At 67.2% G+C, this 12,815-nt stretch carries 14 protein-coding genes; 1 reads left to right on the top strand and 13 read right to left on the bottom strand.

The features are described 5' to 3' along the window. Positions 1 to 61: 61 nt before the first annotated feature. From BLW38_RS02070 to BLW38_RS02100, 7 genes are all read right to left on the bottom strand, one after another. Entirely contained in the window at positions 62 to 538 is a 477-nt protein-coding gene (locus BLW38_RS02070) for a DUF7262 family protein (RefSeq protein WP_092813584.1), read from the bottom strand. Then, positions 531 to 1,190, bottom strand: coding sequence for a DUF7263 family protein (locus tag BLW38_RS02075; RefSeq protein WP_092813587.1), 660 nt, complete (start codon positions 1,188 to 1,190; stop codon positions 531 to 533). Before BLW38_RS02075 ends, BLW38_RS02070 begins: the two co-directional genes overlap by 8 nt. 92 nt (positions 1,191 to 1,282) lie before the next feature. Continuing rightward, the gene (locus tag BLW38_RS02080) at positions 1,283 to 1,792 is read right to left on the bottom strand and encodes a DUF7266 family protein (RefSeq protein WP_143040783.1); all 510 of its coding nucleotides are present in this window, start codon (positions 1,790 to 1,792) and stop codon (positions 1,283 to 1,285) included. Then, complete coding sequence (locus BLW38_RS02085; protein ID WP_143040784.1) at positions 1,782 to 2,558, bottom strand: DUF7289 family protein; 777 nt, start codon at positions 2,556 to 2,558, stop codon at positions 1,782 to 1,784. Before BLW38_RS02085 ends, BLW38_RS02080 begins: the two co-directional genes overlap by 11 nt. Continuing rightward, positions 2,555 to 4,624 carry a type II secretion system F family protein gene (locus BLW38_RS02090; protein WP_092813596.1) on the bottom strand — a complete coding sequence of 690 codons (2,070 nt, stop codon included), beginning with the start codon at positions 4,622 to 4,624 and terminating at the stop codon, positions 2,555 to 2,557. Before BLW38_RS02090 ends, BLW38_RS02085 begins: the two co-directional genes overlap by 4 nt. Then, positions 4,621 to 6,969, bottom strand: a complete 2,349-nt coding sequence (locus BLW38_RS02095; RefSeq protein ID WP_092815503.1) for a type II/IV secretion system ATPase subunit — start codon at positions 6,967 to 6,969, stop codon at positions 4,621 to 4,623. Before BLW38_RS02095 ends, BLW38_RS02090 begins: the two co-directional genes overlap by 4 nt. A gap of 223 nt (positions 6,970 to 7,192) precedes the next feature. After that, the gene (locus BLW38_RS02100) at positions 7,193 to 8,143 is read right to left on the bottom strand and encodes a DUF7260 family protein (protein WP_092813600.1); all 951 of its coding nucleotides are present in this window, start codon (positions 8,141 to 8,143) and stop codon (positions 7,193 to 7,195) included. A 126-nt stretch (positions 8,144 to 8,269) separates the two neighbouring features. Between BLW38_RS02100 and BLW38_RS02105 the strand changes: the two genes are divergently transcribed. Next, entirely contained in the window at positions 8,270 to 9,199 is a 930-nt protein-coding gene (locus tag BLW38_RS02105; RefSeq protein WP_092813603.1) for an alpha/beta fold hydrolase, read from the top strand. A gap of 11 nt (positions 9,200 to 9,210) precedes the next feature. On the opposite strand, the gene BLW38_RS02110 is transcribed toward BLW38_RS02105, so the two are convergent. The 6 genes from BLW38_RS02110 to mfnA all read right to left on the bottom strand — a co-directional run bounded on the left by BLW38_RS02110 (position 9,211) and on the right by mfnA (position 12,740). Further along, positions 9,211 to 9,963 (bottom strand): proteasome assembly chaperone family protein, encoded by a 753-nt coding sequence (locus BLW38_RS02110; RefSeq protein WP_092813606.1) that lies wholly within the window; start codon positions 9,961 to 9,963, stop codon positions 9,211 to 9,213. 36 nt (positions 9,964 to 9,999) lie between these two features. Further along, on the bottom strand, positions 10,000 to 10,215 hold the full coding sequence (locus BLW38_RS02115; protein ID WP_092813609.1) for an RNA-protein complex protein Nop10: 216 nt from the start codon (positions 10,213 to 10,215) through the stop codon (positions 10,000 to 10,002). Between the two features lie 73 nt (positions 10,216 to 10,288). After that, complete coding sequence (locus tag BLW38_RS02120; protein WP_092813613.1) at positions 10,289 to 11,089, bottom strand: translation initiation factor IF-2 subunit alpha; 801 nt, start codon at positions 11,087 to 11,089, stop codon at positions 10,289 to 10,291. A 17-nt stretch (positions 11,090 to 11,106) separates the two neighbouring features. Further along, positions 11,107 to 11,280 (bottom strand): 30S ribosomal protein S27e, encoded by a 174-nt coding sequence (locus tag BLW38_RS02125; RefSeq protein ID WP_092813616.1) that lies wholly within the window; start codon positions 11,278 to 11,280, stop codon positions 11,107 to 11,109. A gap of 2 nt (positions 11,281 to 11,282) precedes the next feature. Continuing rightward, positions 11,283 to 11,564 carry a 50S ribosomal protein L44e gene (locus BLW38_RS02130; RefSeq protein ID WP_092813620.1) on the bottom strand — a complete coding sequence of 94 codons (282 nt, stop codon included), beginning with the start codon at positions 11,562 to 11,564 and terminating at the stop codon, positions 11,283 to 11,285. A 75-nt stretch (positions 11,565 to 11,639) separates the two neighbouring features. Continuing rightward, positions 11,640 to 12,740 (bottom strand): tyrosine decarboxylase MfnA, encoded by a 1,101-nt coding sequence (gene mfnA, locus BLW38_RS02135; protein ID WP_092813623.1) that lies wholly within the window; start codon positions 12,738 to 12,740, stop codon positions 11,640 to 11,642. Positions 12,741 to 12,815: the final 75 nt, after the last annotated feature.

A 12,815-nucleotide genomic window follows, 5' to 3' on the forward strand; every position in this document is an offset into this window, starting at 1 on the left:
GGGCGTCTCACCGCGAGCCGTCTTGGGCGTCTCACCGCGAGCCGTTCGCCGCGGTGACGCCTCATCGCCACACCGCCACGACGATCCGGCCGTTCCGGGTGGTCATCGCCGACCGGCCGACGGTGGCGTCAGGCGGCGGCGCGATCCCGATGTCTCCGTGTGGCGTTTCCACGTGGTACTGGAGCCGATCGGGAACGAGCGCCTCGGCGCGAGCGTCGATCGCGTCGCGCTCGGCCGCGAACGTCTCCGCGGTCACGATCGCCGCGGGAAGCGGTCGCCCGGCCGCGGTCTCGTCGTCGAATCCCGCGCTCCCCTCGTTCGCGAGCACCGTCGCGACGTCGGTGGCCGAGGCATCGAGGTCCGCGGTGGCCACGCCGGGATCCGCGGGCGCGACCGCGAACGAAGTCGCGATCGCCAGCACGAACGTCACGCCGATCGCCGCCTCGATGGCCGACAGCGAGAGTTGACCGCGCGTCCCCGGTCGACCGGCATCGAGGACCACGGTGGGATCGCTCCCGCCCCGTTCGCAGCTACGCATCGACGGTCACCGTGATGACGACCGGCGTCCGTCGTTCCCGTTCGACCCGCAGTCCGACCACGCCGGTCCCCTCGAGGACGAGCCGGTCGGTGCCCTGCCGCGGCAGGTCGATCGTCGTCGATCCCCGGATCCCGTTCGGGCGATACAGCACCACCCGGTCGTCGACCCGAACCGTGGTGACGTTCCCCGAGCGGGCTTCGACCGTGAGGCGTCGCGCGGTCGCGGGCAGCGCTCGTTCCGCCTCCGGATCGACGGTGATCCGATCGGTTCGGGTTTCCGAGCGTGCAAGCAGCGCGATCCGGCTCGCGGTCGTCCCTCCACGGACCGACCCCCGTTCCAGGATCGTCCGGTCCTCGACCGTCCAGTCCTCGATCGCGTCGCCGGCGAGGCGGACCCGGATCGCTCGGTCACGAACCGCCGGAACGGCGTCCTCGATCGCCGTGATCGAGAGCGCCAGCGTTGCGTCCCGGTCGAGCACGGTCCGGCGCCGCGTCGTCGGCCCCTCCGGATCGACGAGGATGTCGGCGACCGTGACCGCCAGCCCCCGGCTCGCGACGTCGCGTTCCGCGGCGGTTCGGGCGTCGTCGGCGATCGTGACGGCGAGGACGGTCGCCGACGCCAGGATCACGATCGCGACGGCGAGCGCCGGCAACGCCGCCTGTGCACGGCTTCGAGATCGAGAATGATCCCCCCGTCCAGTCCCCCGGTTCGGTGCCCCGGCTATCGGCGTCGTCGATCGCCGGGTCATCGGTTCATCAGCTCCACGGTCAACCCCTCCTCATCCCGCTGGACGACGACGATCGTCCGCGCGTCGCTTCGCCAGGTGCTCGGTGTCCCTGACGGTTGCGTCGGGAACGCAAGCCGTCGTCGTCCGTCGACGGCCGAGTGTGGATGTTCGAGCGTGAGCACGCCGTCCGCAAACCTGACCCGGTACGACTCGCCCCGGATCGTCTCCGGAAGGTCGACCGTCGTCCGCGTCGTCGCCGATCGGACCGTCGGCGTCCGTGGTGCCGGTGGAACCGCCGACGTGACCGCGTGGTCGGCCGCGGTCAGCGTTCGGTCGCCGACCTCCTCGGCGACCGCCGACCGGTACTCCGGGACGACGCCCCCGTAAAGGGCCGTCGACAGCGTTGCGACGAACAGCACGACGACGCCGACCTCGAGGAGTTTGCCCGCGACCGGCGCCACGGCGCGGGAGTGGATCGGTCTCGATCCGCCCCTCATCTCGGCCCTGATCGGCGGATCACGTCCCATACGCCACCTCCAGTTCCAGGTCCACGGTGCGGACGAGCAGGTGTCCCTCCCGATCGCCCCCGACGGTCACGACGACGCTTTCGCGGTTGTCGCCGGCGAACTGCCGCCGGTCGATCGACAGGATGGGTTCCGATTCGGGCTCAGTGGTGGCTGCTCGGTCACCGGTCCGTCGAACCGCCCGCTCGACCGCGGTCGGGTTCGCCGTCTCGATGGCGATCCGAAACGGGCCCGTTCCCAGGTCCCGTTCGTCGTGGTCGACCGCCAGTCGGAGGCGGGCAACGCCGCCGGACTCACCGGAACCGCCCGCCCCGACCGCTCCGCCACCTTGGATAACGGGGATCGTGATCACGAGTGCATCCTCCCCGATGAGCAACGCCGGATCCCGAACCGCGATCGCGCCGTCGCCGTATTCACGGATGACGAGCCCGGCGACGCTCACCACGCGCTGATCGCCGCCGCTTCCCACGTACCGTATTCCGTCGGCCTCCAGGGACCGCCACTCGTCGCCGTCGTGTACTCGAACCGTCCGTTCGATCGTGTCGAGTCGGCCGCCGGATAGGCGGACCGACGCGGTCGTCCGCCCGTCACGGCCGGTTCCATCGATCGCCGCGGTCAGGTCGTCGGTCGCCGCCTCGACGCCGATCGTTCCCGCGTGCTCCTGGACGACGACGCCCGTGCCCGCGGTGATCAGTCCGAGGCTCGTGACCGTCATCGCGATGAGGAGCGTCACCCCGATGACAGTCGATTGGGCGCGAGCGCGGCTCACAGCAATCCGACCCCCGCGAAGACGACGTAACAGACGCCCACGAGGACGCCGGAGTGCAACAGCGCCTCGTACCAGCCGCGTGAGGCGGCTCCCGCGAACCAGCCCGATGCGAGCATCGTCGCCTGCAACACGACGTAAAACCGGTATCGCTCGCGTTCGGGATCGATCGTCCCCGGGTCGAACCGCATCGCCGACGACCCGGAGACGGCCGACAGCTGGGCGAACCCGTCGATGACGTAGAGGTTGACCGCGACGACGATCCCGATGACCAGAAGCGCCGCCGTCCACCCGACCGCGACGTACACGAGCATTGCCGAGCGGAGCGCCCGCTTCTGGTGGTAGAGGCGCCCGATTTCGGTTTGAAGCGTCTCGAAGACGGTCTGGGTGTCGCTGCCGGCATCGAGCGCCCCAGTCACGAGCCCGACCGTCTGTTCTGCAAGCGGCGTTCCCACGTTCTCGACGAACCGGTTCAGCGCCGCCGTCCGGACGGTCCCACGATCGGGCTCGTGTTCATCGGGGTCATCACCACCATCCCCGTCCGCCGTTCCTTCGAGGACGTTCCGTGCGGATCGTTGGTTCCCGGTCGTCAACGAGAGGTTGAACGCCAGGTCCGCGACGTCGGCGTCGAGCGCGCCGAGATCGACGTCACGCGCGACGAGCGCGACCGCTTCCGGAAACGGACGGCCAAGCGAGACGTGTCCGGAGACAGCGTGGACGAAGTCCTTGATCTCGCGATCCTTCGCGTCGTCGAGCCGAGCCCGCCGAACGGATACGACGCCCGTGGGAACCGCGAAGGCGACGTAGCCGAGGGTTGCGACGTTCACCGGGTCGGCGCCGGCGTTCGCGAGGACGGTGCCTGCGCCGATGGCGGGTATCGCGGCGACGACCGCCGTCGCTCGCGGATTGACGGTCACGCTCCGGAGGACCGTGATCGGATCGGCCGGCAGCTCGTAGGCCGTCCGCTGGTCGGGCGGTCGAAGGTGTTCGACGATCGTCGCCGAGACGGCGCCCACGACCAGAATGAACGCCGCGCTCCCGTAGACGATCGCCGCGCGTGTCGTCACCGTCACGACCGGCGTGTGAATCGGGTCGGAGAGCCCGGGGGCGATCACGCCGATCACGGTCAACACGATGACGAGCAGCGCCGGCAACACCAACAGAACGATGAACAGCTCCGAGAGGAGCTCCAGGAACCCCTCCGCCCGTTTGCGGGCCCGATCTTCTCGATGTCCGAGCATTCGTCCCTCCATCGCGAGGTAGTTCGAGAGGGCATCCTCACCCTGGTTGGCGTGCTCGCGAAACTTGATCAGGAAGGGTGCAAGGAGGTCACTCGAGGGCGTATCCCGCGCGACGCGGCCGAGCGCCTGATCGAGGCTTCCGGTCAACCGTGCGCTGTTGAGCGCGGCCCGAAAGGCGACCGCCGTCTCACCGTACGCCTCGTTGGCGGCGGTCTTGCGGATCATCCCGCGTGCCGTGTCGCTGCCCGACGAGAGCGCGTGGAGATACCGAACTGCGCCGGGGAGCGTCCGCTCGATGTCCGTTCGCCGAGCGCTCGCGACCCACCCCAGGTACGTGCCGCCACCGCGAACGACGCCCCGCTTGACCGCCGCGCCGACGCCGATCGCTGCCACAAGCGCCACCCATTCCGGCGGCAGTCGAGCCAGACCGATCCCGTCGATCGGGAGTCCCGAGGCGAGCGCGGCGTCCACCCGTTCCAATACTGCCGGGGAGAGCTGACGCCCGATCACCACGACCGGCAGCGCCACGATCAGGCCGGCCACCCACGAGAGGCCGTAGATCCTGGCCAGCAGGACGTCGAACCCGGTCCGTATCGCCGTCGCCCGATACCGGTCCCGGTCGCGGACGTGTCGTTCCGCGTCGGCGTGGCGGGCGAACAGTGCGTGAAGGCCGCGGTCGATCCCATGGTCGATCGCCGAGGACCGCGACCCGGTTTCGCCCCCGGATCGATGGCGGTGAGCCTCGGTTTGCCGATCGGTGGTCCGTGTTCCCGCGTTCGGCTTCGATTCGGCCCCGATGGTCGCCCCGGTCGAGACGCCGTCGCTCATTCGGCCGCCTCGTCGGGAACGATGCCCGTCGATCGCAGCGCCCGTTCGACCGTCGCGGCCTCGTCGGTTCGAAGGTCCGAGAGGAACTCGAAGAGCGTCTCGAAGTCGTCGATCCCCTCCTCGGCCAGATAGCGGACGTATCGATGTTTCCTGTGGAACTCGGCCTCGACGTCAACGACGTCACGGTCCGTCCGTTCGGCAAGTCGGTGAAACAGTCCGAAGCCGATCGATCCGTCGGTGGCGATCCCGCGGTCGGATGCGCCGACCGGGACGGCGCCGTCGTTGCGATCCCCCGCAAGCGACGGGTGGTCGTACTCGATGGTGAACGTGCCGTCGGTGTCGCGCCATACGACCGTGTTCCAGTGGACCGTCGTTCCGTCCTTGCGTATCGTACCGCCGCCACCTCGCCGTCGAACCCCGCCCGCGCCCCGGAGCGCGGCGTCGTCGAGCGCCTCGAACTCGTCGTCGGAGAGAATCTCGACCACGTGGGCGACGTACCGCTCGCCGCGCGTCTTGTGGGGGAACACGACCAGATCGAGCTCCCGAAGCAGGTAGGCCGGCAACCCCTGCTCGATCACGCGGTTGACCAGGGTTTCGACGTCCTCCGCGTGTGTCGTCCCCAATACCCCATGGCCGGTGTTCAACGTCTCTGCAAACGTTTCGAAGGACGCCGGCGTGTTGATCTCCGCGATGACCTCGACGTCGGGGTTCAAATAGTTCGTTTCGGTCATCAACTCGGCCATCGTTACCCGCTTGTACTCGTTCTCGTGGTCGCGAGTCGTCAGCGAGACGCCTGTCTCGTGCGGGAGATGGACCTCGCGTGACCCCTCGTCGATCGAGATCGGCCGATCGTCAAACGGGATGAACGGCATATGGGCGTTCATAAGCGTCGTTTTCCCGACCCCGGTCGGCCCGGAGAACAACACGACGCCGTGGTACTCATAGAGCAGCCACAACACCGTCACCAACTCCGTCGAGAGCGCATCCCGTTCGAGCAGGTCGACCGGCGTCATCGCGTCCGCCGACTGCTTCCGGATCGAGACGTGGGGGCCACCCTCGGAGATCACCGGGAGCGCGACCGCACACCTGATGGTCTCCTCGACGCCGTCGATGTCGAGGTTCACCTTTGCCGAGGGCCGCGACGCGTTGAGCTCCGTCCCGTCGCGTGCGGCCAGCTGGGTCACCACGTTGACGAACTCCCGCTCCGTCGTAAACGACAGGTTCGTCGGGACGCGGTCGCCAGCACCCCTCGCGTCGTCGAAGACGATCGTCCGCGGAACCACCTTGATCCGCTCGTCGACTCGGTTGGCCTCGATGTCCTCCAGGTTCGGATCGCGTATCGGCACCGTCAGGATGCCCTCGCCGACGTAATCACGCAACACGTAGTACACGAGGTCGTCGAGCCGATCGCGCGCGTACCGTGAATCGATCGGCGGCACGGCGAGCCCGTAGGACGCGAGCGTCGATCGAACCCGATGACGCGTCGCCTCGAGCCAGGCACGCGTATTGTGCGCCAGTAACCGCCGGGTGAGGAATCGCCGCGCCCGATCGGCGACGAACGACTCCCGGTCGGTCACGACGCGGTCGACGTTGGCCTCCCAAATGCGGGATTTACACTCCTCTATCAGGGCATCATCGCCCGGAAGCAGATCCGGTTCCAGCACCGCGTATTTCGTCTCGAACTGATCGGACCCCAACAGCCGTTCGCGGTAGACGACGACGTCGACGTCGAACCCCGCGAACGGGACCGAATACCGGTGCAGCCGTTCGCCGGCCACGCGGTCGACGTACGGTTCGTCCACGGAGACGCCGGTCGTGACCGGCGCGAACGAGTCGGTATGCACGACGAGTTCGTCGGTGTCCCCCACGTCGGCGACCTCGATCCGGGGATCGACCGCGAGCGGCGTGAGATCTCCAAGCAGTCGAAGGTCGTTCAACGCGTGGTGATCGATCCGCCGCCGAGCCGCGGGCGTGGTCTCGAGCAGTCGGTCGATCGCCCGCGCGTATTTCGGTTCGAACCCGCGCGTTGCTCGCTCGAGCACACCCTGTCGGGTGAGCGGTCGTCGATGACGGGCCGCCGAGAAGTGGTCCCGGACCGTTGCCAACGCGGCCTCGTCAGTCGGGGAAAGCGGCGGACCGCGACTCTCGTAGACGAACCCATCGTCGCGTTCGTGTATCGTGGTAACGATCCCCGATACCGGTTCGTACTGTGCACGGACCGTCGACGCGTACCACGCATCCGGGTCGTCGGGCGGGCACGGTGCTGGGATCGGTTCAACGGGCCACGACGGCGCTCCCTCGGGTTCGGCGTCGTCATCCGTAGTTTCGTGTCGTTCCGCCTCCATCGTCGACTCCGCACTCACGTCACTACCACACCGTTGTCCGTTCCCGGGTTATATATTTAAGAGTTTATTTCGCAGAAATATATCTAAGTATATGTTGATGTCGTCTCGAAGTTTTCCGGCACACCGATCGTCGTCCAGCCTCGACGAATTCCGCCTCGCGTTTCGGTCTCGGTGGTGAGAAACGGTGCAGTCCGGCCGGTAACCGTCGACCGAGGTGGCCGCCTCAGTCGACCTGTGCGATCCGGGACTCGAGGGCGTGACGATCCGCTCGGACGCGATCGACGGTCTCGGCGATCGCGGCCAGTACCGGGTATCGAGCCGCCTCGAGATCAGCATAGAGGTAGTCGTAGAAGGCGGGATCGCGTTCGGTTCGCCGGGTAAACGGTGGATCTCGGAGCCGTTCTTGCCGGTCCATTGCGATCTCCCCACATGTTGTCTCGAGGTCCTCAAGCGTTCCCCACACGTCCACCAACGCGTCGAAGGTCGGTTCCGACCGTCCCTCCGAGAGGTGGGCGTCGAGGTTCCGCCGGGTCCGATCGATGCGTGCCAGACGGGCCTCCGCGCTGTCGAGTTCTGACAGTTCGGAGTCGACCGCCGACAGCAGTCGTTCCCGTGCCTCACGGGCGCCCTGCGCCCGGTTCAAAAGCGTCGTTCGAAGCGCCGGCGAGAGCCGGTCCTCAGTCCAGATCGCCGTGGCGACATCGTCTCCGAGCTCCTCGGTGACGCTTTCGAGGTACGAATCATCGTACTCCTCGGTGTAGTGTGGAACCGCCATCACCGTCTCGCGGTACGCCTCGCGTGCCCGTTCTAACTCATCGTCCGCTGTCCCGCCGGCATCGGTTGGGAACCTGGCAAGTCGAGCTCCACTCCGTCCCGCCGGTTCGGCTGTTACCTCCGATTCACGTGGTGTGATGTGTCCCAGCCGATCCGTGAATTCCTCGAACGCATCGCGTTCGTCGACGACGCGGCGTCGCTCCTCTCGGGTATGGGTACGAGCATCCGCGATATACGCGAACGCGGCGAAAACCGCGATGGAAACGAACACGATCATCGAAACGACTGCCGGATCCGAAAGCAGATCCGACGCCTCACAGGCCAGGTCGGTACACTCGGTCGCCGTCGGGTCGCGTGCGCCGATCCGGAAGGAGACACTCGCCGGGGACGAAATTGACATGGTATATATACTCATACGCTCGACCAGCAAAGCTTTTCCGTCCGTTCTCATCGTTCGGCTCGATCCATCGCCGACGTCAGCTCCCACCGCCGTCGGGTATAAGCCGCCGCCGACGCAAGGATCGGTATGAACCGAACCCGGTTGCTTGGCGGACTCACGCTCGGTGCCGGCGCGCTCGCCGCGTGGACGCGGCGGTCCCAACTGGAGGCCGACGCGCTTGCCCCGGCGTTGGACGGCACCCAGGAAACGTATCGCTGGCGGGGGATCGACGTCGCCTATACCGTCGCCGGCGATCCGGATGCCCCGCCGGTGGTCCTCGTTCACGGCGCCAACGCCGCCGGATCATCCGGCGAGTGGCGGGCCATCTTCGAGGATCTCGCCGAGGATTACCGGGTTATCGCGCCGGATCTCCCCGGATTCGGCCGATCCGACCGCCCGGCGTTGCGCTATTCGGCCGCCCTGTACACCGACTTCCTTCGGGAGTTCCTCGCGGCGTTCGATCGACCGCGGGTCATCGCCTCCTCGTTGTCGGCCGCCTACGTCGCCGACGTCGCCGCCGATTCGGATGGTGACCTTCGGAGCCTCCTGCTCGTCGTCCCGACGACCGTGGCTGGTCCCGACCCACCGAAACCGTGGCTTCGGGAGCTCCTTCGGTCCCCGATCCTCGGCGAGACGCTCTTCCGCCTGATCGCCTCGAAACCGTCGATCCGATACTTCAACGCCGATCACGGCTACTACTCTCCCGATGCGGTGGCCGATGAGTGGATCGACTACGAGTGGCGAACCGCTCACGTCGCGGGTGCCCGGTTCGCGCCCGCCTCGTTCCTGTCTGGACACCTCAACGCCGACGTGTCACTCGCCGACGCGCTTACGGCAGCCGACGTTCCGGTCTCGCTCGTGTGGGGTCGTGAGACAGAACTCACGCCGTTGTCCGCGGGCCGCGACCTCGCGACGACGGCGGAGTGCCCGCTCGTCGTGTTCGATCGCGCGAAGCTGCTGCCGCACGTCGAACACCCTGACGCGTTCCTGGACGTCGTCGCCGACCACCTCGTGTGACGGTCGGGCGGTCACCCGATATACCGCAGTTCGTCGTCCCCGACCGCCGGCCCGTCCTGCATCTCCTGGATCTTGCCCGCGACCTCCTCCATCTCCTCGGCGCGCTCCTCCAGCGAGTCGAACGCGACCTCGAATCCGAGCCGCTCCTGAAGCACCTCGAGCACCGCTCTCGCGCTTTTCGGGTCGACGAGATAGCCGCTCGTTTCGCCCATCAGACAGGCCGCCTCGAACCCGCGACGCTCGCCGAGCCCGAGGATGAGCCCCGAGACGCCGACGATCCCGCCCGCGGGCTCGTCGGACCGGAATTGCACGTCGACGGCTTCCAGTTCCTCGCGCAGCGAGGCGTCGCTGACCGCACCGAGGACGGTGTACTCCTCGACGAGCTCGCCGGTCGGGACCCCGCCGAGCGCGTACGCTCGGCTCGCTCCGAACTCCTCGGCGACGTCGAGAAACGCCGACGTCACCCGGTAGTGGCCCGCGTTCGTCGCCGCCTGGTGGTCCCCGGTCAACACCAGCAGATCCGCTCCCTCGGTTTCGACCGCGTGGAACTCCGCACACGTCAATTCGGTGACGCCGTCGTCGTCGACGGTCACCTGCGGCGGGAACTCGGTGGTGTAGACCCGTCGAACGAGGGTGCCATCACACTCCTCCAAGAGCTGTTCGGCCGCCAGCTTCCCGACGTGGCCCACGCCCGGAAGTCCCTCGATGAGCACTGGGTCGTCGAGTTCCGGCGTCGCGACCGCGTCGATCTCGATGTCGTCCATAGCGTACACTCCCGGCCGCGGCGCATAAGTGCGTGGCTATTCCGATTCGGATCCGTCGGATCCGACGTCGACGTCCCCCGATCGGCGCCGTGCTCGGCGTCGATACTCGCCGTACCGGTCCTCCGGCGAAAACGGCGGCGGCGCGCTGTTCTCCGTGTGAGCTCCGCAGTCGGGACAGCGTTCCGCGAAGGTATAGACCGGTCGGTCGTGTGCCACACGCCACTCGCTGCAGCAGCGGATCGGTGATTTCACGTTCGGGACTCCGTTCCCCGCGCGTGATCGCTACAGGGTATCCGGTGGAACACGGCGATCACGGATCGACGGGTTATTCGTCATCCTCGTTGCGATCGCGATGGAACTGCCCGCTTCCGCCGGTCGCCTCGATCGATTCGCGGGCGCGCTCGGCGGCCGCCTCGAGCGCGTCCTCGGCCGTCTTGTAGTCGGGCGCTTTGACCTGGATGCGGTACTCGGGTGACCCGACGTATGAGACGGTCAGCTCGACCTCCTCGGGAACCTCCCCGTTCCCCTCGGCGGCCTGTAGCGCCTCCTTGAGACGGTCGACGCCGTCCGGATCCGGACTCTCGAGGTCGACGTAGCCGGTCACGTTGACGTACGGCACGGAGACGTTTTCGCGCGCCGTCTCGACGATCGTCGCACGCACGTCGTCGTCCAACTCGACGTCAGAAAGCGCCTCCTCACCGTGGATCGCGGCGGTTTCGAAGGCGTCATACAGCGAGTCGAACTCGGCCAGCAGGGCGTTCGCGACGGCCGTATATCGGTCGTCGTCGACGTCCTCGCCGAGGGCCAACAGCATCCAGTTGTCGGCCTTTCGTGCGTTCTTCCATTCCTGGATCGTTTCCTTGCGCTGGTGCTCGTTGACGTCCTTGATCGAGAGGTCGATCTGTTGGGACGACTCGTCGACGTCGAGTACCTTCGCGACGACCGTCTGTCCCTCGCGGACGTGATCGCGTACGTTCTTGATCCAGCCGGAGGCGACCTCGCTGATGTGACAGAGGCCGCGTTTGTTCTCGTACTCGTCGAGATCGACGAAGACGCCGAAGTCGGCGATTTCGTCGATCTCGCCGACGACGAGTTCACCTGGTTCGGGCCAGCCACTGTACTGCATTCTGGGATTGGAGGCGGTTACCGTGCCTCAACGGTCTCGACGATCTCGCCTTCGATCGTGGCCTTGCCGCCGGTCGGCGTGGCAAGCGTCGTGCCGCAGACGGCACAGGCGACGCTCGCGGACGCCTTCTCGAAGACGGTCTGTTCGTTCTCACAGTCCCCACAGGCGACGCGAAGGAAGTTCCCCGCCATCGTTACTCCTGGAACGTGAGACGGCCGGCGCGCCATCCCTCACGCATGTGGGCCTTGCCGCAGTCCGAACAGCGGTACTTCAGGTGCGTCTTCTTGGTCGGCTTGTCGCCACCGGGCACCTTCGAGTATCCGCCGGCGTTGCCGATCGTCGCGAGCGCCCGGCGCTGCTGGCGCGCGTCACGTTTCAGGCCGGTCTGTCGGCCGGATCGAACCTTCTCCACCTCGTGTTCCTGGTGGGCGTCGCAGTGAGGACAATACGTGTTAAAGCGGCGTGGCATCTCCATGGTATCTACCTTATCGGCGGGTTGGATACGGGCTCTTAAAACCTGTTTGGTCTGCGACGCGGTCGGCGTCGGTTGCTATCGACTTCCGGCCGTCCGTGACCCGTCGGATTCAGCGATCCGATCGAGGTCCGACAGGAACGCCCGCAACGTGTCCCGTGTCACGTGCGGCATACAGACGATCCGCAACTCGCCGCGATCGGTTCGCGCGATTTTCCAGCCCGCCGACCGAAGCTCTTCGAAGATCGGCGTCGGGATCGAGGCAGCAACGATCGGGAGGCTCGGATCGACGACCGTGTAGCCTCTGTCCGCGAACGCCGCCGCGAGCCACTCGGCGTTGCGCTGGCACCGCTGTGCAGTCTCCCGGTAGCCATCGGGCCACAGCTCCTCCATCGCGGCGACCGCACCGGCCACCCCGGCCCCGCTTCGTGTGCCCGTCACCGTCGCCTGCGCGTGCGTCTCGAGGTACGGCGTCTCGATCGCCAGCGCGTCGAGCGTCGCGGGATCCCGGACCACGAGCCCGCCGGCCGGGACCACTGCGCGACCGAGCTTGTGGGGGTCGATGGTCATCGTGTCGATCGGTGCGTCCGCAAACGTCCACGGCACGTCGTGGAACGGCAGGACGAACCCGCCCCAGGCCGCGTCGACGTGCATTCGTGCGCCCGTCTCGTGGGCGATCGCGCACAGGTCCGGGATCGGGTCGACCCGTCCGTACTCCGTCGAGCCCGCCACTCCGACGACGAGCGCCGTGTTCTCGTCCACCGCTGCGGACGCCGCCTCGATGTCGGCTCTGTGGTCCCGGTCGAGCGGGACCGTTCGGAGTTCAACGTCGAGTATTGCTGCCGCCTTTCGGAACGAGAAGTGCGCGCTCTCCGGTGCGACCACGTTGACGTCGCCACCCGCCGCCAGGTTTCGGGCCGCTCGGACCGCCTGGAGGTTCGCCTCCGTCCCGCCGGAGGTGAGATAGCCCAGGTCGGGGCCACTGCGGGGATGATCGACGACGGTGCAGAGGAGTTCGACCGCTCTCGACTCCAACTCCGCGATCGTCCCGTAGGTCGCTGGATCGCCGGGGTTGGTCGCCAGAAACCGTTCGGCGGCCGTCCGAGCGGCCGGATGCGGCTCCGTGCACATCGAGGAGAGAACGCGGTCGAACGACTGTGGTGCGTGCTGTCCGTTCATCCGTCGTGGTCGTGACTGATATCGGGGTGGTGACTGATCATCGCCCAAACGTCCGTCCGTTCCGATCCCCGATCA

It is taken from the genome of Halopenitus malekzadehii (assembly GCF_900108505.1).
GTDB lineage: Archaea > Halobacteriota > Halobacteria > Halobacteriales > Haloferacaceae > Halopenitus > Halopenitus malekzadehii.

What these genes read in the sequence shown, in the direction of transcription:
- BLW38_RS02110 (WP_092813606.1), bottom strand. Translation starts at nt 9,963, where the DNA reads ATGGACGACATCGAGATCGACGCGGTCGCGACGCCGGAACTCGACGAC.
- BLW38_RS02120 (WP_092813613.1), bottom strand. Translation starts at nt 11,089, where the DNA reads ATGCAGTACAGTGGCTGGCCCGAACCAGGTGAACTCGTCGTCGGCGAG.
- BLW38_RS02130 (WP_092813620.1), bottom strand. Translation starts at nt 11,564, where the DNA reads ATGGAGATGCCACGCCGCTTTAACACGTATTGTCCTCACTGCGACGCC.
- BLW38_RS02125 (WP_092813616.1), bottom strand. Translation starts at nt 11,280, where the DNA reads ATGGCGGGGAACTTCCTTCGCGTCGCCTGTGGGGACTGTGAGAACGAA.
- mfnA (WP_092813623.1), bottom strand. Translation starts at nt 12,740, where the DNA reads ATGAACGGACAGCACGCACCACAGTCGTTCGACCGCGTTCTCTCCTCG.
- BLW38_RS02095 (WP_092815503.1), bottom strand. Translation starts at nt 6,969, where the DNA reads ATGGAGGCGGAACGACACGAAACTACGGATGACGACGCCGAACCCGAG.
- BLW38_RS02070 (WP_092813584.1), bottom strand. Translation starts at nt 538, where the DNA reads ATGCGTAGCTGCGAACGGGGCGGGAGCGATCCCACCGTGGTCCTCGAT.
- BLW38_RS02080 (WP_143040783.1), bottom strand. Translation starts at nt 1,792, where the DNA reads ATGGGACGTGATCCGCCGATCAGGGCCGAGATGAGGGGCGGATCGAGA.
- BLW38_RS02100 (WP_092813600.1), bottom strand. Translation starts at nt 8,143, where the DNA reads ATGTCAATTTCGTCCCCGGCGAGTGTCTCCTTCCGGATCGGCGCACGC.
- BLW38_RS02105 (WP_092813603.1), top strand. Translation starts at nt 8,270, where the DNA reads ATGAACCGAACCCGGTTGCTTGGCGGACTCACGCTCGGTGCCGGCGCG.
- BLW38_RS02090 (WP_092813596.1), bottom strand. Translation starts at nt 4,624, where the DNA reads ATGAGCGACGGCGTCTCGACCGGGGCGACCATCGGGGCCGAATCGAAG.